The following is a 21,690-nucleotide window of genomic DNA, read 5'->3' as shown; positions in this document are numbered from 1 at the left end:
TGGCGAGCCGCTGCGGGCATGGCTGGCGGATGATTCGAAGAAGAAGCAGCTCTTCGATCTGCATCGCTCGATTCTCGCTTTGGCTTGGCAGGGCATCGCGCTCAAAGGCGTGGATTTCGACGTCCTCCTCGCGGCTTATCTGCTCGACCCAACGGAGTCGAATCTGACGTTGAGCGGCTTATCGGCGAAATACAGCCTGCCGGGTCTGAAGGCAGACGAAGACGTGTTCGGCAAAGGAGCGAAATTCCGCCTGCCGGAGCTAACGGCGCTTAGCGACCACCTGGGACGCAAAGCAATGGCAACCGCGCGCCTGGTGCCGGTGCTCGCGGAAGAGCTGGAGAAGGGCGAGATGCATCAGCTCTTCTATGAACTGGAGCAGCCGCTGGCCAGCGTGCTGGCGGAGATGGAGCTGCGCGGCATCGCGGTAGATGCCGAAGGGCTTAAAGCGCTCGGCGTGGAGCTCGTCAATAAGCTGGACACGATTATGTCCAGTATTTACAAGCTCGCCGGCGTCGAGTTCAACATCAACTCGCCGAAGCAGCTTGGCGAGATTCTGTTCGAGAAGCTGGGGCTGCCAGCTTGGAAGAAGACCAAAACCGGCTACTCGACCGATGCCGAGGTGCTGGAGCGCCTCGCGCCCTACAACGAAGTGGTCGGGCAGATTTTGAACTACCGTCAGCTGGCGAAGCTGCAATCGACGTACGTCGAAGGGCTGCTGAAAGAGGTGCGGCCGGAGACCGGCAAGGTGCACACCTATTACCGGCAGACCATTGCCGCCACAGGACGGCTCAGCAGCCAGTTCCCGAACCTCCAGAACATTCCGATTCGTCTGGAGGAGGGCCGGAAGATCCGCAAAGTGTTCGTGCCATCCGAGCCCGGATGGTACATTCTCGCTGCGGATTACTCGCAGATCGAGCTGCGCGTGCTGGCGCACATCTCGCAGGATGAGAAGCTGAAGGAAGCTTTCCTTCAGAATATGGACATCCACACGAAGACGGCGATGGACGTTTTCGGGGTGGAAGAAAGCGCCGTCGATGCGAATATGCGCCGTCAGGCCAAAGCCGTTAACTTCGGGATCGTTTACGGGATCAGCGATTACGGCTTGTCTCAGAACTTGGACATTACTCGCCGGGATGCAGCGCAGTTCATTGAACAATATTTTGCTGTCTTCCAAGGCGTACGCAAATATATGGACGATATCGTGAAGGATGCGCGCAGAGACGGCTACGTGACGACGCTGCTGCAGCGCCGCCGGTATTTGCCGGAGATTACGCATTCGAACTTCAACCTACGCTCCTTTGCGGAGCGTACGGCAATGAACACGCCGATTCAGGGTACGGCGGCAGACATCATTAAGCTTGCTATGGTGCAGATGGATGCCCGCTTGAAGAAAGAGGGCTTGAAGAGCCGCATGCTGCTTCAAGTACACGATGAGCTCGTCTTCGAGGTCCCGGAAGAGGAACTCGAGACGATGCGCCGCCTGGTGCCGGAAGTTATGGCAGGGGCATTGAAACTGGACGTGCCGCTGAGCGCGGACGTCGATTATGGCCTTACTTGGTATGACGCCAAGTAAGGAAGCTGAACAAATTCAAAAGAGGTGAACATCCGTGCCTGAACTACCCGAAGTCGAGACGGTCAAGCGTACACTGAACAATCTGATCACCGGTAAAACGATCGAGCAGGTTCAGGTCAGACTGCCCCGCATTATACAGAAACCTGATGATATTCAGATGTTTGAAGTGCTGCTGCAAGGGCAGCAGATCGAAACGATTGAGCGCAGAGGCAAGTTTTTACGATTTGTTTTAACGGATTACGTTATGGTCTCTCATTTGCGGATGGAAGGCCGCTATGGCCTGTACAGCACGGAAGATCCTCTTGAGTCTCATACGCATGTGCTATTTCGATTCACCGACGGCAGCGAGCTGCGGTACAAGGACGTAAGACAATTTGGCACGATGCATTTGTTCCCGAGAGGGGAAGAGCTTACACAGCCGCCGCTGCATAAACTTGGTTTGGAGCCGCTGGATGAGGCCTTCACATTGGAAGCTTTCCGGGACCGGATCGCCCACAAAAAGACGAAGATTAAGCCACTGCTCCTGAATCAAGAATATATTGTCGGCATCGGTAATATTTATGTAGACGAGTCCCTTTTCCTTGCCGGTATCCATCCGGAACGGGAGGCATCGTCGCTCAGCAAGAAGGAGCTTGTGCTGCTGCATGAGGCGATTATTCGTACGTTGAGCGATTCCGTTGAGGTGGGGGGATCTTCCATCAAATCGTATGTCAACGGCCAAGGTGAAATCGGCTTATTCCAGCATCAGCTGAACATTTATGGCAGACAGTCGCAAAGCTGCAAAACATGCGGCAGTGAGATCTACAAAACTGTGGTGGGCGGTCGCGGAACGCACATTTGTCCAACCTGTCAACCGTTAAAACGAAAGAGAATCATAAAGAAGTCTGAGAAATAGGCACGTGAAGCGCGCCCTTCCCATATGATATGGAGTACTTAGCCCAGATGATGTGCTGCTATCCAGCTTATTGTCGTCAGTGGTAAAACTCTTAGGAGGGGTATTATGCTTCCGGTGCTTTCTTTGCTGGTTCTGGCTTTCGCAGTTTCATTGGACGGTTTCGGCGTTGGCGTCATGTATGGATTACGCAAAATTCGAATCCCATTTCTGTCTATTGGTATTATATCCCTTTGGTCTGGTATCATTATTTATAGTTCGATGCAAATTGGTGTCCTGATGTCTTCTTTTATGTCTCCCGAGTTTGCCAAACGGATCGGTGCACTCATTCTGATCGGGATTGGTATTTGGGCGCTTTACCAACAGAGACAACAGAAATCGCAGGATCTCCAAGAGACAGCCAAGTCCTCTGACGACCAGATCTCTCTGAGCAGTATTCCACCTTCCGGCAATGAGCCTGCCACACTCGATACGCTGCAAAGGACCAAGGAAATCCTGAATATTGAACTCAAGCGTTTTGGTTTGGTTATTCAAATTTTGCGTACACCCTCCATCGCTGATGTGGATAAATCGGGGAATATTTCAGCTTCCGAGGCTACTTTGCTAGGGCTAGCCCTTTCATTGGACGCATTTGGAGCGGGGATTGGCGCTGCATTAATTGGTTTTGTTCCTTTGTTAACGGCATCCGTGATTTCTATTTCGAGCGGTTCGTTTATTGCACTAGGTTTGCGCATTGGCTTTCGTTATGCGGAAATGACATGGATGAAGAAGTTATCGATTCTTCCGGGATGTGTACTTATTCTTATGGGTTTATTGAAAATGCTGTAGTAACAGGAATACATTTAGGAGAGATTTGCCTATGAATATCGGGTTAACAGGAGGAATCGCTTGCGGCAAAAGCACAGTTAGCGCCATGCTGGTTAGCCGCGGCGCTCTATTAGTAGATGCAGATCAAATCGCGCGCGATGTTGTCCAGCCCGGCAGCCCTGTTCTCGAACAGGTTGCTGCGCATTTTGGACAAGCGGTCATTCAGGAAGACGGCTCACTGCACCGTAAAAAGCTGGGTGAGATCGTTTTTGGAAATACGGATGCCCGTAAACAACTAGAACACATCTTGCATCCGCCTATCCGCAAGATGATCAGAGAACAGATGGAAGCGTATGAGAAGCAATTTCCTGACAAACTGGTTGTCGTCGATATTCCTTTATTGTTTGAATCGGATCTATCTTTTATGTTTGAAGAGGTTCTGGTTGTGTATGTGCCTCCTCACATTCAGGTGGAACGTTTAATGCGAAGAGACAACTTAACGGAAAGCGCGGCCAACAACCGAATCAACGCGCAAATGTCGATAGAAGAAAAACGCAAATTAGCGGATATCGTGATCGACAACAGCGGAACCTGGGAAGACACTTTTGCTGAGGTCGAACGGTTTTGGCTAGGGAAGGGGCTTTCATGAAGTTTTTGCGCAAAAAACGAGTGTTTGCCCTTTTACTCGTTTGTTTCGTTCTAGTCCTCTTTATGAACAGCGATTTTATAGGAAGAAAGTTGTATCCCATTTATTTTGAGCAGGAAATCAAGCAAAGTGCGGCGAAGCACAATATAGACCCTTTTCTGATTGCGGCCATCATCAGGGTGGAGACGAACTATAAGCATCATTTGGAATCAAGAAAAGGTGCTTTGGGACTTATGCAGTTGATGCCAGACACGGCAGATTGGATTGTGGAGTCCACCAATTTAGGACCACACACCCAGGAAGATTTGTTAAAAGCGGATGTGAACATTAATCTCGGTTCTTGGTATTTAAGCTGGCTGAACAAGCATTACAATGGAAATTTAATTTATGCGATTGCAGCTTATAATGCCGGACAAGGGAATGTGAATAAATGGAAGCAAACGAACGTATGGGACGGTTCACAAGAACGCATTGACCAAATTCCATTCGGCGAAACGCGTCATTATGTTCAGCGAGTTATTTATTATTATGAGAAATACACCAAGCTTTACTCCGAACAATGGAAGAATGAGCAATGATGACTTTACATAACAAAGAAGCATTGGACTAGCTCCTTTGTGGGGGCTTAAAGTCCAATGCTTCCCGTTTGCAGATTCAGCGGCTACTTCTACTCAAGATTACTTGAATTGACCAGCCAAAGATTGTTCTGCGATTTGCACCAGGCGACGAGTAATGTGACCACCGATGGCACCAGTGTCACGAGTAGCCATGTTACCGTAGTATCCATCTTGTGGGATAGAGATACCAAGTTCTTGGGCTACTTCGTATTTCAACTGATCCAACGCTGCGTTAGCTTGAGGAACAACTAGTGTGTTGCTGTTTCCTGCGCTCATGTCTGTTCACCTCCTTGTCGGTTGGTACTAGTATTGTGCGCACTTCTTCATTGTTCATGACATGTAACATATGGTAATCCATCAGATAGAAGAGAAAGGAGAGATAGCGAATGAAGTGTCCGTTCTGTGATTATTCCGGTACGAAAGTGCTTGACTCACGTTCAGCTAATGAGAACAAATCGATCCGCCGTCGCCGGGAATGTGAGAAATGCGCCCGAAGATTCACCACCTTTGAGATGGTGGAAGAAACTCCGCTTATTGTGATTAAAAAAGATGGCAGCAGGGAAGAATTTAGTCGTGAGAAAATTTTAAGAGGCTTAATACGCGCTTGTGAGAAGCGTCCGGTGTCCATGGAGAGACTCGAGATGCTCGTATCCGAAGTTGAGATGCAGCTTCGCACGACGGCTCATGCGGAAGTAGACAGTTTAGGCATTGGCGAAATCGTCATGGAGCAATTGTACCCAGTCGATGAAGTGGCTTACATTCGCTTCGCCTCCGTTTACCGGCAATTCAAGGACATTAACATGTTCCTCAAAGAGTTAACGCAAATATTGGGAAAGCATGATCCCGGCCTACTCCGGGACAAATAAAGAAAGCCGGTTCTGATTCGTTCGATTGAACGTCTTCAGATCGGCTTTTATTTGTTAAATAGATTGAATAACAGTAGTGACTACTAAATTATTTGTTGTTGAAGTAGAAGACGAGGTAGCCGTAAAGGAGAGCGTCTCTAAGACGACTGTAACTCCAATCGTAAGGGCGTTGTTAATAGCCAGACTGGCCGTTGTTAGCGTTGTGAGACCTCCTGCGATGAGAGTGCCATTCACGAATACATTGTAGTATCCATTACTGCCTGGAACGGTAAGACCATTAGCGGGCAAATTCGCGCCGGAATCATCCTTGAAGCTGGTGGAGGGAATGGTGGTTACACCAGAGAGAATGTTGCCTATGACGACAGTGGCTGTGAAGCGTTTGACCAGCGGCGTAATGGTCGTGGTGGTCGTTGTAGTAATGGTCCCCGAAACCGTGCTGATTGCAGTCAAATGCAGGGTAATCAAGCCTGAACTCATCGTCATTCTCCCTTTCTATCCTCAGTTCAAGGATTAATCTAGTAATCTAGTATAGTATATGTCGATTATTTGCAAATTCTTGGATACTAGCATATTGAATGAGCATGTATAAAAAATGTTTCAATTCACTAAACTTTAAACCTTAAATCTGACAAAAAATAAGAAAAAGACAGCGGGATTCCCGTTGTCTTTTTGCTATGTTTATTCTTAAAAAGCTATCATGACGCGATTTCCTTCGATTTTAAAAAAAATAATTCTATAGACACCAACCGACTGCATTTTTGTGGGCGTTCGTGCATAATTCTGTTATTGGGTACGTTTGTCCAGTTCACTCCTAAGAAATTGAATAAACCGAATTGATTCCTCGGGGGTAAGCAGGTTGTTATTAAACTTAAAGGAGAACATGTTCAAAATATCACTCTCCGGTAGATGCAGGTTAGCAATCAAGTTTTCCACATCCAAGCTCATGTTCCCATTCAACACAATCTTCTCCATCCTTATCAGCTCCTCCTAGTCATTTCTACATTAATCGGACGGAGGCGGTCTTGGCAGCTGGCTGACATTTTGGACATGTAAATCAAGCCAAATTAGTCCCTATAGCTTTGCGTCACCACTTTTCAGTGGTTTTGCCTTTGTCGTGCCGATTAATGCTTGTAAGAAAACTATATCACATTATTTCCAATTATTACATCTATTCGAAGGATGGTTGAAGCATATGTCCGTCAAATCCAATCAAATTCCAGGCTTTTCTTATGAATTAGATATTATGAAGGTAGCCAATTCGTTAGGAATTGATCAAGATCGATTATTGGCTTATGTATATTCGAATATGGAGGTAAATAATCGGAGTGAGGATAGAGCCGCGCAGCCGATGATTAGGATTGATGAGCATTCCTGATGACAAGAAAGAGCACTGCAGCCATAGCGGCGGCAGTGCTCTTGATTATGGATTTACACCATGATTTTACAGATATCATTCGTGAACTCGACCGGATCTTGAAGCGGCAAGCCTTCGATGAGGAGAGCCTGGTTGTACAAGAGGGCTGTGTAAAGGTTCAGCTTCTCTTTATCTTTTTCGAAAGCATCCTTCAACGAGCCGAATACTTCATGGTTCATGTTGATTTCAAGCACTTTTTCGGCTTTCACATTCGGATTATTCGGCATCGCATTCAAGATTTTTTCCATCTCGATGGTCACGTCACCGTCTGTAGACAGGCAAACCGGATGCTTTTTAAGTCGCTTGGATGCCTTGACGTTCGTAACTTTACCGGACAATAAGCTGGTCATGTATTCGAAAAGCTCTTTGTTATCGTTGGTTTCCGCTTCAGTTTCGGATTTATCATCCGCTTCAATGCCTAGATCGCCACTGGAAACCGATTTGAATTCTTTTTCCTTGTAAGTCATGATCATTTTGATAGCGAACTCGTCGATATCGTCGGTGAAATACAAGATTTCATAGCCTTTATCCGTAACAAGCTCCGTTTGTGGAAGCTTATCGATGCGCTCCATGGACTCCCCGGATGCATAGTAGATGTACTTCTGATCTTCCGGCATTCTCGCGATGTACTCGTCAAGTGTAACGAGCTTTTTCTCCTTGGAGGAGTGGAACATCAACAGGTCCTGCAGAACGTCTTTATGGGTGCCGTAATCGCTGTAGACGCCGAATTTGAGCTGACGGCCAAACGCTTTGTAGAAGGTTTCGTATTTCTCTCTCTCATCCTTCAGCATGGATTGAAGTTGGCCTTTTATTTTGCTCTGAATGTTTTTGGCAATCAGCTTTAATTGACGATCATGCTGCAGCATCTCTCTGGAAATGTTCAGAGACAAGCTTTCGGAATCGACCATCCCTTTCACGAAGCTGAAATAGTCAGGCAGCAGGTCCGCACATTTATTCATGATCAAAACGCCGTTGGCGTATAGCTCCAAACCTTTTTCATATTCCTTGGAATAGTAGTCGAAAGGCATGCTTTCCGGAACAAAAAGGATCGCTTGGTAAACAACTGCCCCGTCCGCGCTAACATGAATATGCTTAAGCGGCTTATCGAAGCCGTAATGCTTCTCATGATAGAACTTCTCATAATCCTCAGGCGTTAGTTCGCTTTTATTTTTTCTCCAGATAGGCACCATGCTGTTAAGCTGCTGCTCTTCTTGATAATCTTCGAATTCATTTTCCGTGCCTTCTTTGGGTCTTTTGCCGGCAACGTCCATTTTGATCGGATAACGAATGAAGTCGGAATATTTTTTGATGATCGCTTTCAGGCGGTACTCGTCCAAATATTCGTCATAGTTGTCATCTTCGGTATTCGCTTTGATTTGCAGTACGATTTCTGTACCAACGGAATCTTTCTCGGCTGTTTCGATCGTATACCCATCAGCGCCAGTGGACTCCCATTTGTAAGCTGTGTCGCTGCCAAGCGCTTTACTTGTCACCGTAACAACATCCGCTACCATGAACGCGGAGTAGAAGCCTACGCCGAATTGGCCGATGATATTGTGGCCGTCTTTGGCTTCGTTTTCTTTTTTGAACGCAAGAGAACCGCTTTTCGCAATGATCCCTAAATTGTTCTCCAAATCTTCTTTCGTCATCCCGATACCGGTATCGCGGATTGTTAACGTTCTGTTCGTTTTGTCTGCAATGACTTTAATAAAGTAACTGTCTTTGTCAAATACCAATGAGTCGTCTGTAAGTGCTTTGTAGTAAATTTTATCAATGGCATCGCTGGAATTGGAGATGAGCTCTCTTAAGAAGATTTCTCTTTGCGTGTAAATGGAGTTAATCATCATTTCTAATAGTCTTTTGGACTCAGCCTGAAACTGTTTCTTTTCCACGGATAAATCTCCTTTCGATATGTACCAATAGTTCAATATTAGCACTCTCTCTGCTTGAGTGCTACACATTATTTTTATATCATTCCGTTAATTCAATGTCAATTGCTATTCCCAGTTAAATTCCTGTGAAAATGATAAAAACGCCGTCCCTCTCTACCACTCAAAAGTGTTAGTGAGAAACGGCGTTTGTTTATTTCATAGAAGCCGCTGTACCGGACTTCAGGGCGACACTCGATTTCCGGTGATGCAGGCCGTAATACAACAGTGACGAACATGCAACAACGATGCCTGCCACGAAGTACATCGTATGATAGTCGGTTTTGGAGGCGACGAGGCCAAGCACGTACGAACCGATCCCATAGCCGGTATCGAAGAGCAAGAAATACGTGCCGGTGGCAAGTCCTCTACGGTGAGCGGGCGCCGCCTGAATCGCGATGGTCTGAAAGCTCGGAAGCATGGCGCCGAACCCAAGTCCCAGCAGTCCGCCGGCCACTAAAAAGGGCACGGGGGACGATGTCAGGCTGAGGCCAATCATCCCCAACGTGAACAAAACAACGCCTGGGTAAACCAAGCCGTTAGGTCCTGAACGATCGAACCATTTGCCGGTAAACGGTCTGGAAATGACAATCATCAAAGCGAAGACCATGAAGAAGTAGCTGGCGTATTTCTCCAATCCGTTCGCTTTGGCGTAAACGGACAGAAACGTTGTGATGGCCCCATAGGAGAAAGCGAGCACGCTGCCTGTCAGGGAAATCGGGATCGCCCGCGGCTCGATGAATTTTCTCCAGCCCTTTTCCGGTTTCACGGATGCCTGCACAACGCGCTGCGGAATGCGGAGGGATAACCCGAATAGAAGGGATAGAACGGCGAACACGATACAGACGCCAAATAACAGCGCATTATTGTTAGATTGCATAATGGTTAAACCGAGAAACGGTCCGACAACCATGGCCAAGCTCATGAACAGGCTGAAATAGCCGATGCCTTCACCCTTGCGGCGATCAGGCACAAGATCAATGGCTACAGCGCCCGCGGCTGTGGTAGCCATACCAAAGCCGATGCCATGCAGGAACCGTACGCCTAGCAAGACACCGTACTGGTGGATAAAAGGATACATCGCGGTGCAGATCATAAACAAGGCAAGGGCGAAGGTGATGATTTTCTTCCGATTCCATTCATCCATCCACTTGCCGGTTAACGGACGTAAAATAACGGTTGAGATAATAAAGATTGTCATCACCAGGCCAATTTGCTGCTGCCCGGCATGCAATGTATCAGTGACAAAGATAGGCAATGTTACGGCTAGAATATAAAACGTCATGAATAAAAAAAAGCTGCTGAGACATACAGCAACAAAATCGCGATTCCACAATTTCTGATCGGTCTCGGTACTCACTGTGATTCCTCCACTTCCTTAATGCGTGCATTGGCTTCTTGGGTGATTTGAATGAGCAGCGACTTGAGCAGGGAAGCCTGTTCCTCCGTAAAGCCGCTAAGCAGTGAAGCGATGACCTTCTGCTCAATCGGGTTGAGAATGTCATTCATCGCTCTGCCCTGATCGGTAATGAACGTCAGAAAGGAACGGCGATCCGCTTCATTAGCGCGGCGTTCAACCATTCCTTTGCGCTCCAATTGGTCGAGGATTCGGGTAATATTCGTTTGATCCTTCTCCGCTCGAATAGCGAGCAGTTTCTGGGTAATCCCGTCCTCGCACGCCAGACGATGAAGCACGACCCACTGTTCCGTCGTCATATCGTAGGGCTGAAATTGAGAGCCCAAAAGCTGTGTCATGCGGCGCCCGGCATGATTCAGAATAAACCCCAGAGAATGATCCATCTGCATAACACAAACCTCCTCTCGAAAATTAGTTGCTATAGCAATTATATTCTTAGCATATATATTCGTCAATCATTTTGAGATGCGTTGTATAAGATAGCGGAGATCGGACATACTAATTTTCGACGGTGATTCAGAGAGGTGTTGTGTCGCATACAATGTAGACGAAATACCAGGGAAGTTGTTGTTGAATCTACCGTAAAGCGAGGAGATGTGCCGCAGGCCATTAATGTAGCTAAAAACTGCAGGAATGTGATGAGGTAGTTACCGAGCGAAGTAGGTTTCAAGGCAAAAGTACCATCAATTTGTCACCGTCGAAAAGGACTCCGCGAGGAGTCCTTTTTCTTGCGTTATGAGTTAGAAACGATTCAAATCACTGCTCTCAATGATCGGCTTGGGATAACCGTTAATAGCGGCTTCTATCATGGCGCGGCCAACCTTTTCCGAGGTCGTGACCGAATTCGGGAACCATTTTTCCAGCAGCGGGTAAAAAGGTTTCATGACCGTATATACGGCCTGATACAGCTTCGTTTTGGATCTGACGCCATGCAGGGGCAGAATGCCTCCAGGTCTGAACATATACGCCGCTTTAAAAGGCAGCTTGAGCAGGTCATTTTCTGTTTTGCCTTTGACCCGGGCCCACATGCTGCGCCCTCGCTCAGAGCTATCCGTGCCGGCTCCGGTCACATAGGTGAACGTCATGGCGGGGTTCAACCTCACTAACGTTTTTGCCACGCTCATTGTTAAATCGTACGTTATCGCTGTATATTTCTCCTCGCTCATACCCGCAGAAGAAACGCCCAGGCAGAAGAAGCAAGCATCAAACCCGGACAGCTCTCCCTCCAAGGCTGATAAATCCAGTAAATTCGCATGCACGAGCTCGCTGAGTTTCGGGTGCTGCTGGCCAGTCGCATTTCGCCCGATTGTTACTACTTTCTTGATCCGAGGATCGAGGAGACATTCACGCAGCACAGATTGCCCTACCATGCCGGTGGCTCCGAATAGAAGAACGTTCAATAAGTTCACACCTTTCTAACTATTTTCATTAAAAAAATCCCTCGAGGCATAACCTCAAGGGAAGGAATTTCGTAGCTGAAACTTTTTCGTGCCGCGGAAATATGTGAACCCGAGTTTACAAATTCACCTTGGATTGCACGATATTTTTAAGTACGTCACAGGAAAGATCCGATTTAAAATCTTGTATGGTATACAAAGCTTGCTGCTCATCAATTCCTAGCACGCTTGTGAAGTAATAAAGCATATGATCATAGATTGAACCATAATCTTTAAGCTCACTGGGGTTATCAGACAAATAGTGTTGATGCTGCTTGATGAGCTTCTCGGTGACTGCTTTCAAAGTGAGTACCTCCAACGGATGATACAATCAATCTACCATATTTATTGAAGGGAGAACAGGGATATTTTTAAGTTTTCATTGTATTTCTTTATGGTTAATTCAGGATTCCATTCGTTTTATCTCACCGTAATGACAACATTGCCTTTTTTATGCCCGGTATCCATGTATTGGTGCGCCTTGGCTATTTGTTCCAAGGAATAGCGCCTGTAATTTCAAATGGAAACAGCACCACAACCTGATTGGTCGTGATGCTGCTTAATGCTGCGGCGATCTTACTTGTGTAATCTGCTTAAACTGGCGCCATCGGCGAAAAATCGCTGAATGTTCGTCTCTACGGTTGGGTCCGGTATTAAAGGAGGCGCTTGGTGCGGTTTGATTCGGGCATCAATGACGATATTATCGCAAGCCCAATGTTTATTCTCATAATAACTGTTCACGCCATGAATATCATGGGACGGGTTGCTGCGCGTAAAAGTGCCCCAAACGAAATTGTCTATGGACTCGCTTATAAATTGGCTGTCATCGCAGACGATGAGGAGCGGACAAGTCGGGAGCGGGCCTTTTGCCGCGATGGCCTCGCATAATTCGCTCATTTCCTTTTGCGTATCGTCATAACTTTTAAATTCAGAAACTTGAATGGCGACGATTCCCGGCATGACCAGATGAGCATGCTCAATTCCCTTGATGTCATTGAAAACCTCAGGCACTTGGGTGCACAATTCTCTTTTTACATCCCCAACGGCCGCAAAAACAACCTTACTTCCGCTATTGAGCCCAGTACCCGAGTAATCGAGCGTATCGATGGTCGTATTGGTATGAAAATGAAGGTCGCGATGAAGATCCATTCTAGCTAAAATGTACGTTAAAAAATGCTCGACATCATGCGAATCCAGAGGCTGGTTCTCTTCCGCCGTAATGAACAAATATTTGGCCAAGCTGACTTGCCCCGTTCCTAGAATGCGATTGGCAATTGTGAGCAGCTCCGCCGGTTGTTTGACTTGTTGATAAGGGGTGTACCGTTCACTTCCGATTGCAAAGAGCAAGGGATGAACGCCCGCTGCATCGACGGCATGGACTTCTTTGACACCAGGAATTTCTTGCTTGATCGCATCCCCGGTTAGTTCATGAATCAAAGCGCCGAACGCCGTATCCTCTTGAGGCGGCCTGCCAACGACGGTGAATGGAAAGACAGCATTTTTCTTGGCATATACTTTGTGCACTCTCATGAGTGGAAAAGGATGCGTGAGGCTGTAATAGCCCAAATGATCGCCAAAAGGGCCCTCCGGCTTCGTTTCACCCGGATATATTTCGCCTGTGATAACAAAATCAGCATCATGGCTAATGCAATATCCATCGATATAGCTGTAGCGGAAGCGGCGCCCCGAAAGCAAGCCGGCAAAAGTGATCTCACTCATGCCTTCCGGCAAAGGCATCACGGCTGACAACGTATGGGCCGGCGGCCCTCCGATAAAAATGCTTACTTTCAGAGGAAGCCCCTTTTTGGTTGCTTTATCCTGGTGCACGCCGATGCCGCGATGAATTTGATAATGCAAACCAATCTCCTTATTCAATTCGTACTCGTTTCCGCTCAATTGAATCCGATACATCCCCAGATTGGAATTCATAATGCCCGGTTTCTCCGGATCTTCCGAATAGACCTGAGGCAACGTGACGAAGGCACCGCCATCCTCTGGCCAGTGTCGAATGAGAGGGAGATCAGCGATGCTGACCTCTTCGAAAGAAGCTGGCAGTCCGCCGGATACTTGGAGCGGCAGTGCTTTCCATGCAGCGAGCCCTGTTCCGAAATGTTTCAAAGGGCTTTTCATGGCCTTCATAGGATCGCTTCGCAAAGAAATGACCTGCTGTACGCCTTCCCACGTATGACGAAAAATATATTTGCTGCGCTCAACCGTGCCAAAAAGGTTGGATACCGCGCGAAACTTCGATCCTTTTACATTCTCGAATAACAAGGCCGGACCCCCGGCAGCATGAACTTTCATATGAATGGCAGCCATCTCAAGCTCAGGATCGACTTCTTCATGAATGCGAACCAAATGTCCGTTTTTCTCTAAATCCATGAGGCACTCTTCTAAATTTTGATAGATCATGTTTTTCTCCAATCGGATAGCTTCCCCAAAGGTCTTATTTGATACTGTCATTTTACAACAAATATCGCCAAAAATAAAAAACACGTCAAATCGACGTGTTGATTACGCCTCCCTTTAAACAGGAAGCAGTTCATAGGCTAACTTTTTGATAACATCCTTGTGTTGCGGGTACAGCTTAAGCAGCTCTTCCTGGGAAAATAGTTCAAAATCCTGAAAATCAAATCCAGGCGCTACCATGCATCCGACAAGTGAAAACGTATTTTTTTCCATGACCGAAGATCCGAAAATACAGTTTTTTGGCACCAGATATTGTGGGGTTTCGCCATTATCTAAATGAAGGCCTAGCTTAACTTCCTCATACGTGCCATCCTCGTGAATGACATGAATCGTAAGCGGGCTTCCGGCGTGAAAATACCATAACTCATCCGACTTCAAGCGATGGAAATGCGAGACATCGTGCGATTGCAGGAGAAAGTAGATGCTCGTATAAAGCAGTCGTGAGCCGTTGAATTCGACGGACAACTCTTGATCCGTAATTTTTTCCTGGGCTTGAAAAGTACGTTTATAATAACCGCCCTCGGGATGAGCTTCGAGTTCCAGTTTAGAAATCCAATATTCAGGGCTATTTGTAAGCATGTCATCAGTTCCTTTAGTTTAGTGTAGCATTCCAAACTTGTATTATAATCTAGCAGGTCCGTGAGATCAATCATAGCTTGGTAGATAGAGAGATTCAGATGGCGATTTGTACGGCACAGATGTGCTGTGGATGTATAGCATTAGATTTCATACGATGTCAGACGGGAGCAATGGCCGCTGCTATCTCTATGTTGCATTTTATGCAATATTAATGCCCCGGATCGGCCGCTGCCGCCATCTACGTTGTACGAAGTACATCGTGTAAGGCTGAATAGCGCGGTTTTCATGCTATTTTGATTGAATTCATTGTAGATAGCGCAATGAAGAGCGAGGTAGTGGGGCGTAAAGCTGTTTTATGTTGTACGGAGTACAACATAGGCATGGGAGCGAGGGGGCGTGGCGTGGCGCAAGGCGGTCATGCAGAGTAATCAAAAAAACCGCGCTCCAAAAGGGACGCGGGTTAGCAAGGATGCCAGCTTACAGTCTTATTTTTAGTCCATTTAAAATATAATCCCATTCCTTCAAGTTGTTTGTACTTGGAATTTGGACCACACAGACATGATCCAATCCCCAATCCAACTCAATAACTCGCTCTAAATTCGCAATAGGATTAACGATAAGTATTTTGAAATCACCATTGATAATTTTGCGCAAAACAGATTGCAATTCGGCCGTTTGGTCATAGGTGGCAAGGAGTCTAACAAAAAGTGAGGAGTTGGATTCTGCTGTTTCTTCTAAAAACCGTCGAATGCGCAAATTCAATTTCGCTTTATATACATGATAAGTGTAGTACCAGCTTTCATTTGGAATAATTGGAAAGTCATGAACGGAGGTCACATTATAGTGCGTGTCTTGGATGAAGTAGGAGGGGGCTTTCTGAACAACGGCTGCAAATTCATCGACATACTGTGAACTGCCCTCTATGACTCGCAAGCTGGAGAGGTCCATAAATCCTTCGAATTTATTAAATAATAACCTATTTACATCTGTAAGCGATGTAGAAATAACCCAATCCAAAGGCATCGAAAATTTCCTTAATTTGTGTCTTCTAAGGTGACCTGCCGGGTCACAGTTTTGACCCAAGCTTGCAACCAAATCATACGTTGTTCGGCTGAGCTCTTGTAAGTTCATCCTATATCCTCCACCTTTCCACTATATATTAGATTCAAATCTAGTTGGAAAAGGTTGGATAGATGAACCAGTGTGAGTGTCACTATTTTTACAAATTATCCCATATTATCCTTGCGGGCATTAGTGCTGATATTAGGGCGGAAATTTCGCTACACGTCTAAGAAATGCGAAAAGCCAATTGAAGTGGAGTCCTCGGCCGGTTGAGGCAACCGTTCTGGTTACTACGAATACATTAGCGTAGTTTCAGTTGATTTAGTTGGGCGTAGGATGTACGGGTATCGGCAGAGCGTGCCAATTAGGTCTTTTATAGGTCTATTAGCGGCTCTGGTGTCCGTTATGAATGAATGGATCGCATTGCTGTGAATCGCATGTGACGAATTAATTGCGAAAGTGCACCCGATATCGGGTGCACTAAATTGGCGACTGACCCATCGTTATAGTCGACATGCGCCAAGAATGCCATGGCTCCATGGAGAGGCTGGATTTTCATTCGCCGTTGTCGAAAATGATGAGAGAGAGGCCGCATTTTCTATCGGGGGATGTGGTGTTCTTTCGTTTTAGTTACTGGTATTTTTCTTTGATTTTTTTAAAAAACCAGAGGTAAAACCAGTATGAAATTAATAAAGTAATCGTTAATGTGAGGTAGCTCAAATACCAAGTCCAATGTATGTATTTGATTAATTCGGTATGAGTTTCTAAAATGACTTCAGCTATTGTAATTACCGTGGGAAAACTAAGGGTATAAATTGTTTTAACAAGCCATGATTTTTGCTTAGGGAAATAGACGTTAAAAATGGCACTCACAGCTGGCAGGATGAAAAACTCAAAAGTAAAACTCGCTCTATAAGCCATTTGCAGAATGCCGACAGGATACTCGATTAATCCGCCTTGGACAACTAAAGCTCCGAACAACCAGGAAGGTACTTGCATAAATAAAAAGCTTAGAATGGCTTGTAGCAGGTTTTTTCGGTTGATAAAAATTAACAGAAGAATCGCAGTAACGATCCAAGCGGACCAAAGGAGTATCGTATCCATGAGTTTGACCATCCATGTTTGTAATACATCCATTATGATCCGAAAAGAGGAGCTTTAATCGTTAAGAGCAAGCTGCTCCAATTCATTTTTTTACTAAGACTCCGGATCATTGTAAGGGCATTTGCTCCAATTGAAAAACGACTTCAGTGATTCTGGATCGAGCTGTCAATGGTTCCGTTAATTCGATACTCGGCTTTGTACAGCCAAATTCGTTGAGGGCAACGTATCTATGCCGTTCGCATGGGCTACCCGTGAGCACATCGCTGGCAGCGATGCGCTCTATCACCGTAGTCATTTTCACAATCCCCAATTATCTCAACATCTTAAAACATAAAGATCTTTGCTGTATGAACGAGCAGTATGTGAACGATTAATCCTTTATTTTAATCATAGCAGTGCTAAGTTGATTTCACTATACGGCTTCGGATAAATCATATAGGCTGAAACATCATTCACTTTGTATTTTGTTGATGTTTAATTTCTGCCTGGGCTGCCATGACTCCCCTAACGATGGCCTGCTCGAGCACTACCGCTGCTGCTGTCCCAACTGCGGTCACAGCAGCATTGCCTATAAGCCCGCTAGTATCGGTTCCGGTAGCTATACAGAATACAGTATCTCCGTCGGCTTGAATATGCACCGGTGAAATCGCTCGCGCCATTCCGTCATGGGCAAGTGTCGCTACCCTTCCTGCCTCAGCTTTGTCTAGTTTAGCAGTGGTTGCGATAACAGCGATGGTGGTGCTTCTGTTCTGTATCGAGCTCGGCATAGGGGGTATTCCTTCAAGAATTGCCCTGGTTTGGTTAACGAATTTACCATTAGGTTTGAGCGCCCCGGCTATGATATGATCATGATCCCAAATATCTCCAAGAGCATTAACTACTACAATGGCAGCTACGATAGGCCCGCCCGGGATTTGCCAAGAAGCGGTTCCAACTCCACCTTTCATTGGCGTACCGTAAATTTTCCCTACTGTCGCACCTGCTCCAGCACCAACACTGCCCTGCGCCACGGTACCGGCCTTTGCAGCTTTTGCAGCCTTGTAGCCCAGCTGAACGTCAGGTCTTCTGGAGCCTTTTGCATAATAAAGGTCAAAAATAACAGCCGCAGGTACGGTAGGAAGTGGTCCAACACCTGTCGGAGTACCATACCCATGCTCTGCAAGCCAGTTCACGACCCCTGCTGTTGCCGCAAGGCCGAAGTTACTGCCGCCGGTAAGAAGAACTCCCTGTATCAGGTCCGTTGAAGTTCCAGGTTTAATTGCATCTGTCTGCTCCGTACCCGGAAAGCCGCCTCTAACATCCACGCCTGGAACTGCACCTTCAGGATATAAAATAACCGTACATCCAGTACGACCGCTTTTATCCTCTGCATGCCCCACTAAGACACCCGGAACATCAGTAATACTCCCTTTGGAATGGACTTTTGTTCCCTGACCAATTAAATTGTTGGCACTCGGCCCAATAGGTTGATTAAGTATACTTCGATCGTCTCGATATATGGTCTGCTCGGGATTTTTATCACTATTGAAAAAAACTTTGTTGTATCTTTTAGTTATTCCCTTGCCTCGGTAAATCCCTGAATTCCTCATTCGAACTGGAGAACCCCAGTATTTCGCCGATCTATTAGCATTGTCTGCGTTCCTGTGCTTCTCATCATGCGTAGTATCCGTTTGGTGGATGATTTTCGCGGTCAATTTTGTTTTCTTTCTATCCATCATTTCATCTCCGATTTCATGCAGTATGGGACTGCTTCAAGCCTTATTTGATGACATTCACCTATAAATAATATGTTTGGGAGGATAAATGTGCTCTGATAAAAACCATTTTTTTTCAATCGGATCGTTTATTTAAAAATACAATAGAATTGCTTCGGGATCGAAATGAAAAACTTACCGAGGAAATGGAATCACGAAGAAGGTATGACTGTGACCGTGGAGAAAATAAGTCGCTCCAATTAGCGGCTTTTTCTTGTAAATGAAAATTAGACCTACAGCTTTCTAGGGCTGTAAGTCCAATTTCCTTTATGCTCTAACAGTGGGGTGGTCTTTAGATTAACGAATTAAGATTAAACCAAGATTAAGTTTAGATAATTATTGTATGAAAAAAACCAACGTAGGCTGGACTATGTGATTAGGCTTAACCAATACTAGTCTTGCAAAAAAAAGCTAATATTAGTACGTTGAATTATAAAGATATATTTTAATAGATCCCTGAGTATAACAAGACAGTTTCTGGGCGCGTTCTTTTAATACCCTTCTCGCCATGACTAACAAATAATCCAACCAAAAAGAAGCAACGTGATATAATAAAATAAGAATTGGAGTTAATTTAACATGAAAGATTTGCTTGACCCAAAGAATGATTTTGTTTTTAAACGGATATTCGGTAGCGAAGAAAATAAAGATGTTCTTTTAGCATTCTTAAACTGTACATTTTAAGAAGCTGGAGAACCGCTGTTGTCGGAAATTATCCTTATGAACCCATACACCGATAAAGACTCACCTCAAGATAAGCAATCCATATTCGACATTCAAGCTAAAACCGCAGAGGGCAAGCTAATTAATATCGAAATGCAGCTATTTAACCGCTATGACAACGAGAAGCGGACGTTGTATTATTGGAGTAAGCAATACGCTAGTCAGCTTGAGGAAGGGCAACCGTATAAGAATTTAATGAAGTGTGTCACAAGCAATATTCTTAACTTCTCCATCGCGCCGCGTCTGGCGGATTGTTAAATTGGTTACTTTTTCTAAAAAGTGACAATACAGATAATTGGGAGGTGCTGAAAATGCAGGAACCTGAACTCGGCAAAGCGATGACTGTTTTGGAATTCCTTAGTCAATACACAGAAGCGCGACGGCTTTATGAAATGAGACAAAAAGCTTTGCATGACGAGGCATCATCTATAGAGGGAGCAAGAGAAGAGGGCGAAAAGAAGGGAAAACTTGAAGTAGCATCTAAAATGCTCTCAAAGGGTATGGATTTGAAACTGGTTTCTGAGCTCACAGGAATTTTAATCGAGGATTTTAAAAAAATTGCTCAAGCTCATTAACGTTTACTGCTGTCCGGGATATTCTCCTTGGCAGCTTTTTCTTTGTTGCTTTTGCATTGTCTGATGAAAAAAGAAAACCCGAGGGATCGAGGTTTTCACTTGTATGGAGCCTAGGGGGATGTATGAATCCCGATTTAAATGGCTGACGAAGCAAACTCGACGAGGCAAAGCCTAGTGGAAGATTCAAACGCCGTGCTCCTACACTCGAAGCAAAGCTACGAAGTCAACTCATCCGTTCCGTCCGCGCGGGCGAACCATCGGGGTTCTCTCCCCAATGCTCCAAAAGAAAGAAGCACCACAACCGTAATGGTTGTGATGCTTCTTTTTCTATGGAGCCTAGGGGGATGTATGAATCCCGATTTAAATGGCTGACGAAGCAAACTCGACGAGGCCAGGCCTTGCGGAAGATTCAGACGCCGTGCTCCTACACTCGAAGCAAAGCTACGAAGTCAACTCATCCGTTCCGTCCGCGCGGGCGAACCCTCAGGGGTTCTCTCCCCACAGCTCCAAAAGAAAGAAGCACCACAACCGTAAGGTTGTGATGCTTCTTTTTCAATGGAGCCTAGGGGGATCGAACCCCTGACCTCATCGCTGCCAGCGATGCGCTCTCCCAGCTGAGCTAAGGCCCCGAAATGTCGTATATTAACGTCGACTTTTCGTATTATACATGAAATATTTGAAGCAGGCAAGCCCTTTGTGCAGATATTTCATATTGTCTTTTATGCCTGCGACGTTTCTGTTGCAAACGGTGCCAAACGTTGTTTTCATTCACATTTTCATGCTAACCTAGTAAAAGAAACTAGTTGATTGTGTAGGAGTGACGAAAGAGTGTCAAACGGGGTTTTGTATTGGGTATACTTGGGAATAGCATTTGTCTTGCCGTTTGTGATCGGCGTGTGGTTAATGCGGAAAACGAACCGACTCGGATTCTCTTTCTGGATAACAACAGCCTTAAATATTATATTGACTTTAGCTGCAGCATTTTGGTGGAAATCAGTGACGGAGGATCCGTTCCGCATGATGTTTGGGATGGCGTTTTATGGGGTGTCGGCCGTGAATTTGATGGTCATCGAGTTTTTTGCGCTATTTAGCATTCGCAAGAAAATGAATTCGTAGAGGGATGGTTTCTTCATGACGCAATCTTCTTCTAAGGTTATCTTTTATGTGTTTACCATTGCTGCCGTCCTCTGGATGGCCTTTATTTTTTTTAAGTCAGGGCAGACCTATCAGCAGCAGACATTGCGTCCGCTTTTAGAATCAAAGCTTAGTGGATCTCATCTGTTAAATTACTCTCCGCATATAGCATTCACCTACGATGGGCAAAAACTGTCGTGGCAGGACCCCGCCGGCGTTATCGAATTCTTCATAAGAAAAGCAGGGCACGTAAGCGAGTTCGCTTTACTTACCCTGCTCTGGATCTTGGCCTTACTTGCGAAACGAGTACAAGTAAACATGGCACTGCTCACCTCCTTTATCATTTCGATTTTGTATGCAGTAACCGATGAGTGGCATCAAACGTTCATTGAAGGCCGCACAGGTCATGCGATTGACGTGGTCGTCGATTCCATAGGAGCACTATTGGCTGTTTTCTTGGTGCTGGCGGTTCTCGGGATCCGCGCTGCGATTAGACGAAGAAGAACAAACTTGTAATCATCATATACACTTTTCTTTTTTTGATGGATTTGAATTTCCAAAGCTCGCGAGCTTCGACTTCCAATTCCTGCTGCTGCCACTGCATTAATTTCTCAGATACATATAAGTTGGATGGTTGCATGATTCGATTCACCTTCCTTTCTTTTCCTGTTAGATCCAGTTTACATCTAGAATA

General features: G+C 45.7%; 24 protein-coding genes, 1 tRNA gene, 1 pseudogene and 1 riboswitch. Of the genes and pseudogenes, 10 read left to right on the top strand and 16 right to left on the bottom strand.

What is annotated here, in order from left to right; genetic code table 11:
* From polA to PCH02S_RS31595, 5 genes are all read left to right on the top strand, one after another.
* A partial coding sequence (gene polA, locus PCH02S_RS31615; protein ID WP_127458080.1) for a DNA polymerase I occupies positions 1-1,573 on the top strand: 1,573 nt, incomplete at its 5' end.
* 34 nt (positions 1,574-1,607) lie between these two features.
* Positions 1,608-2,468, top strand: a complete 861-nt coding sequence (mutM, locus tag PCH02S_RS31610; protein WP_127458079.1) for a DNA-formamidopyrimidine glycosylase — start codon at positions 1,608-1,610, stop codon at positions 2,466-2,468.
* 105 nt (positions 2,469-2,573) lie between these two features.
* Positions 2,574-3,293: an MntP/YtaF family protein gene (locus tag PCH02S_RS31605; RefSeq protein ID WP_127458078.1), complete on the top strand. Its 720-nt coding sequence runs from the start codon at positions 2,574-2,576 to the stop codon at positions 3,291-3,293.
* A gap of 31 nt (positions 3,294-3,324) precedes the next feature.
* Complete coding sequence (coaE, locus tag PCH02S_RS31600; RefSeq protein ID WP_127458077.1) at positions 3,325-3,921, top strand: dephospho-CoA kinase; 597 nt, start codon at positions 3,325-3,327, stop codon at positions 3,919-3,921.
* Positions 3,918-4,496 carry a lytic transglycosylase domain-containing protein gene (locus tag PCH02S_RS31595; RefSeq protein WP_127458076.1) on the top strand — a complete coding sequence of 193 codons (579 nt, stop codon included), beginning with the start codon at positions 3,918-3,920 and terminating at the stop codon, positions 4,494-4,496. The genes coaE and PCH02S_RS31595 overlap by 4 nt, the downstream gene beginning before the upstream one ends.
* 99 nt (positions 4,497-4,595) lie before the next feature.
* Here the strand turns inward: PCH02S_RS31595 and PCH02S_RS31590 are convergent, their stop codons facing one another.
* Entirely contained in the window at positions 4,596-4,811 is a 216-nt protein-coding gene (locus PCH02S_RS31590) for an alpha/beta-type small acid-soluble spore protein (protein WP_127458075.1), read from the bottom strand.
* 110 nt (positions 4,812-4,921) lie between these two features.
* Between PCH02S_RS31590 and nrdR the strand changes: the two genes are divergently transcribed.
* Positions 4,922-5,401 (top strand): transcriptional regulator NrdR, encoded by a 480-nt coding sequence (gene nrdR / locus PCH02S_RS31585; protein ID WP_127458074.1) that lies wholly within the window; start codon positions 4,922-4,924, stop codon positions 5,399-5,401.
* A 54-nt stretch (positions 5,402-5,455) separates the two neighbouring features.
* On the opposite strand, the gene PCH02S_RS31580 is transcribed toward nrdR, so the two are convergent.
* Together PCH02S_RS31580 and PCH02S_RS31575 are read right to left on the bottom strand one after the other, a co-directional pair.
* Positions 5,456-5,878: a DUF4183 domain-containing protein gene (locus tag PCH02S_RS31580; RefSeq protein ID WP_127458073.1), complete on the bottom strand. Its 423-nt coding sequence runs from the start codon at positions 5,876-5,878 to the stop codon at positions 5,456-5,458.
* Positions 5,879-6,184: 306 nt separating this feature from the next.
* Complete coding sequence (locus PCH02S_RS31575) at positions 6,185-6,373, bottom strand: hypothetical protein (RefSeq protein WP_127458072.1); 189 nt, start codon at positions 6,371-6,373, stop codon at positions 6,185-6,187.
* A 49-nt stretch (positions 6,374-6,422) separates the two neighbouring features.
* Positions 6,423-6,519, bottom strand: a riboswitch (cyclic di-GMP riboswitch).
* 74 nt (positions 6,520-6,593) lie between these two features.
* Between PCH02S_RS31575 and PCH02S_RS31570 the strand changes: the two genes are divergently transcribed.
* A complete protein-coding gene (locus tag PCH02S_RS31570) occupies positions 6,594-6,776 on the top strand; it encodes a hypothetical protein (RefSeq protein ID WP_127458071.1) in 183 nt (60 codons plus the stop codon).
* A gap of 53 nt (positions 6,777-6,829) precedes the next feature.
* On the opposite strand, the gene htpG is transcribed toward PCH02S_RS31570, so the two are convergent.
* The 11 genes from htpG to PCH02S_RS31515 form a co-directional block, all read right to left on the bottom strand.
* A complete protein-coding gene (gene htpG, locus PCH02S_RS31565) occupies positions 6,830-8,707 on the bottom strand; it encodes a molecular chaperone HtpG (RefSeq protein ID WP_127458070.1) in 1,878 nt (625 codons plus the stop codon).
* 190 nt (positions 8,708-8,897) lie between these two features.
* Positions 8,898-10,103 carry an MFS transporter gene (locus tag PCH02S_RS31560; protein WP_127458069.1) on the bottom strand — a complete coding sequence of 402 codons (1,206 nt, stop codon included), beginning with the start codon at positions 10,101-10,103 and terminating at the stop codon, positions 8,898-8,900.
* Positions 10,100-10,549 carry a MarR family winged helix-turn-helix transcriptional regulator gene (locus tag PCH02S_RS31555; RefSeq protein ID WP_127458068.1) on the bottom strand — a complete coding sequence of 150 codons (450 nt, stop codon included), beginning with the start codon at positions 10,547-10,549 and terminating at the stop codon, positions 10,100-10,102. Before PCH02S_RS31555 ends, PCH02S_RS31560 begins: the two co-directional genes overlap by 4 nt.
* Positions 10,550-10,900: 351 nt before the next feature.
* Positions 10,901-11,560, bottom strand: coding sequence for an NAD-dependent epimerase/dehydratase family protein (locus PCH02S_RS31550; RefSeq protein ID WP_127458067.1), 660 nt, complete (start codon positions 11,558-11,560; stop codon positions 10,901-10,903).
* 115 nt (positions 11,561-11,675) lie between these two features.
* Positions 11,676-11,900, bottom strand: a complete 225-nt coding sequence (locus PCH02S_RS31545) for a hypothetical protein (RefSeq protein WP_127458066.1) — start codon at positions 11,898-11,900, stop codon at positions 11,676-11,678.
* Positions 11,901-12,016: 116 nt separating this feature from the next.
* Positions 12,017-12,094, bottom strand: coding sequence for a hypothetical protein (locus tag PCH02S_RS37120; protein WP_127458084.1), 78 nt, complete (start codon positions 12,092-12,094; stop codon positions 12,017-12,019).
* A gap of 78 nt (positions 12,095-12,172) precedes the next feature.
* Complete coding sequence (locus PCH02S_RS31535) at positions 12,173-14,008, bottom strand: UbiD family decarboxylase (protein WP_174806849.1); 1,836 nt, start codon at positions 14,006-14,008, stop codon at positions 12,173-12,175.
* 114 nt (positions 14,009-14,122) lie between these two features.
* Entirely contained in the window at positions 14,123-14,644 is a 522-nt protein-coding gene (locus tag PCH02S_RS31530; protein ID WP_127458065.1) for a cupin domain-containing protein, read from the bottom strand.
* Between the two features lie 477 nt (positions 14,645-15,121).
* The gene (locus PCH02S_RS31525; RefSeq protein WP_127458064.1) at positions 15,122-15,775 is read right to left on the bottom strand and encodes a DUF1796 family putative cysteine peptidase; all 654 of its coding nucleotides are present in this window, start codon (positions 15,773-15,775) and stop codon (positions 15,122-15,124) included.
* 561 nt (positions 15,776-16,336) lie between these two features.
* Positions 16,337-16,810 carry a CBO0543 family protein gene (locus tag PCH02S_RS31520; RefSeq protein ID WP_246069334.1) on the bottom strand — a complete coding sequence of 158 codons (474 nt, stop codon included), beginning with the start codon at positions 16,808-16,810 and terminating at the stop codon, positions 16,337-16,339.
* Positions 16,811-17,262: 452 nt separating this feature from the next.
* Positions 17,263-18,528, bottom strand: a complete 1,266-nt coding sequence (locus tag PCH02S_RS31515; protein ID WP_246069333.1) for a P1 family peptidase — start codon at positions 18,526-18,528, stop codon at positions 17,263-17,265.
* A 615-nt stretch (positions 18,529-19,143) separates the two neighbouring features.
* On the opposite strand from PCH02S_RS31515, the pseudogene PCH02S_RS31510 reads away from it, so the two are divergent.
* Positions 19,144-19,862, top strand: a pseudogene (locus PCH02S_RS31510) (Rpn family recombination-promoting nuclease/putative transposase).
* Positions 19,863-20,418: 556 nt separating this feature from the next.
* Here PCH02S_RS31510 and PCH02S_RS31505 read toward each other — a convergent pair.
* Positions 20,419-20,491, bottom strand: a tRNA-Ala gene (locus PCH02S_RS31505).
* Between the two features lie 199 nt (positions 20,492-20,690).
* Between PCH02S_RS31505 and PCH02S_RS31500 the strand changes: the two genes are divergently transcribed.
* Together PCH02S_RS31500 and PCH02S_RS31495 are read left to right on the top strand one after the other, a co-directional pair.
* Positions 20,691-20,978, top strand: coding sequence for a hypothetical protein (locus tag PCH02S_RS31500; RefSeq protein ID WP_127458062.1), 288 nt, complete (start codon positions 20,691-20,693; stop codon positions 20,976-20,978).
* A 15-nt stretch (positions 20,979-20,993) separates the two neighbouring features.
* On the top strand, positions 20,994-21,512 hold the full coding sequence (locus PCH02S_RS31495; RefSeq protein WP_127458061.1) for a VanZ family protein: 519 nt from the start codon (positions 20,994-20,996) through the stop codon (positions 21,510-21,512).
* Here PCH02S_RS31495 and PCH02S_RS36000 read toward each other — a convergent pair.
* A complete protein-coding gene (locus PCH02S_RS36000; RefSeq protein ID WP_164819815.1) occupies positions 21,487-21,636 on the bottom strand; it encodes a hypothetical protein in 150 nt (49 codons plus the stop codon). The two genes, PCH02S_RS31495 and PCH02S_RS36000, sit on opposite strands and share 26 nt — an antisense overlap.
* Positions 21,637-21,690: the final 54 nt, after the last annotated feature.

The organism is Paenibacillus chondroitinus NBRC 15376 (assembly GCF_004000765.1).
Lineage (GTDB): Bacteria > Bacillota > Bacilli > Paenibacillales > NBRC-103111 > Paenibacillus_E > Paenibacillus_E chondroitinus.
Note: the sequence above shows the minus strand (reverse complement) of the source record. Positions and strands in the feature narration are given on the sequence as shown.

Bases quoted from the DNA above. Each gene is read 5' to 3' on its own strand.
- PCH02S_RS31535 (WP_174806849.1), bottom strand. From the start codon at position 14,008: ATGATCTATCAAAATTTAGAAGAGTGCCTCATGGATTTAGAGAAAAAC.
- PCH02S_RS31520 (WP_246069334.1), bottom strand. From the start codon at position 16,810: ATGGATACGATACTCCTTTGGTCCGCTTGGATCGTTACTGCGATTCTT.
- PCH02S_RS31515 (WP_246069333.1), bottom strand. From the start codon at position 18,528: ATGATGGATAGAAAGAAAACAAAATTGACCGCGAAAATCATCCACCAA.
- PCH02S_RS31555 (WP_127458068.1), bottom strand. From the start codon at position 10,549: ATGCAGATGGATCATTCTCTGGGGTTTATTCTGAATCATGCCGGGCGC.
- PCH02S_RS31580 (WP_127458073.1), bottom strand. From the start codon at position 5,878: ATGAGTTCAGGCTTGATTACCCTGCATTTGACTGCAATCAGCACGGTT.
- coaE (WP_127458077.1), top strand. From the start codon at position 3,325: ATGAATATCGGGTTAACAGGAGGAATCGCTTGCGGCAAAAGCACAGTT.
- PCH02S_RS31525 (WP_127458064.1), bottom strand. From the start codon at position 15,775: ATGAACTTACAAGAGCTCAGCCGAACAACGTATGATTTGGTTGCAAGC.
- PCH02S_RS31495 (WP_127458061.1), top strand. From the start codon at position 20,994: ATGACGCAATCTTCTTCTAAGGTTATCTTTTATGTGTTTACCATTGCT.
- PCH02S_RS31595 (WP_127458076.1), top strand. From the start codon at position 3,918: ATGAAGTTTTTGCGCAAAAAACGAGTGTTTGCCCTTTTACTCGTTTGT.
- PCH02S_RS31570 (WP_127458071.1), top strand. From the start codon at position 6,594: ATGTCCGTCAAATCCAATCAAATTCCAGGCTTTTCTTATGAATTAGAT.
- PCH02S_RS31605 (WP_127458078.1), top strand. From the start codon at position 2,574: ATGCTTCCGGTGCTTTCTTTGCTGGTTCTGGCTTTCGCAGTTTCATTG.
- PCH02S_RS31590 (WP_127458075.1), bottom strand. From the start codon at position 4,811: ATGAGCGCAGGAAACAGCAACACACTAGTTGTTCCTCAAGCTAACGCA.
- PCH02S_RS31530 (WP_127458065.1), bottom strand. From the start codon at position 14,644: ATGCTTACAAATAGCCCTGAATATTGGATTTCTAAACTGGAACTCGAA.
- nrdR (WP_127458074.1), top strand. From the start codon at position 4,922: ATGAAGTGTCCGTTCTGTGATTATTCCGGTACGAAAGTGCTTGACTCA.
- PCH02S_RS31575 (WP_127458072.1), bottom strand. From the start codon at position 6,373: ATGGAGAAGATTGTGTTGAATGGGAACATGAGCTTGGATGTGGAAAAC.
- PCH02S_RS36000 (WP_164819815.1), bottom strand. From the start codon at position 21,636: ATGCAACCATCCAACTTATATGTATCTGAGAAATTAATGCAGTGGCAG.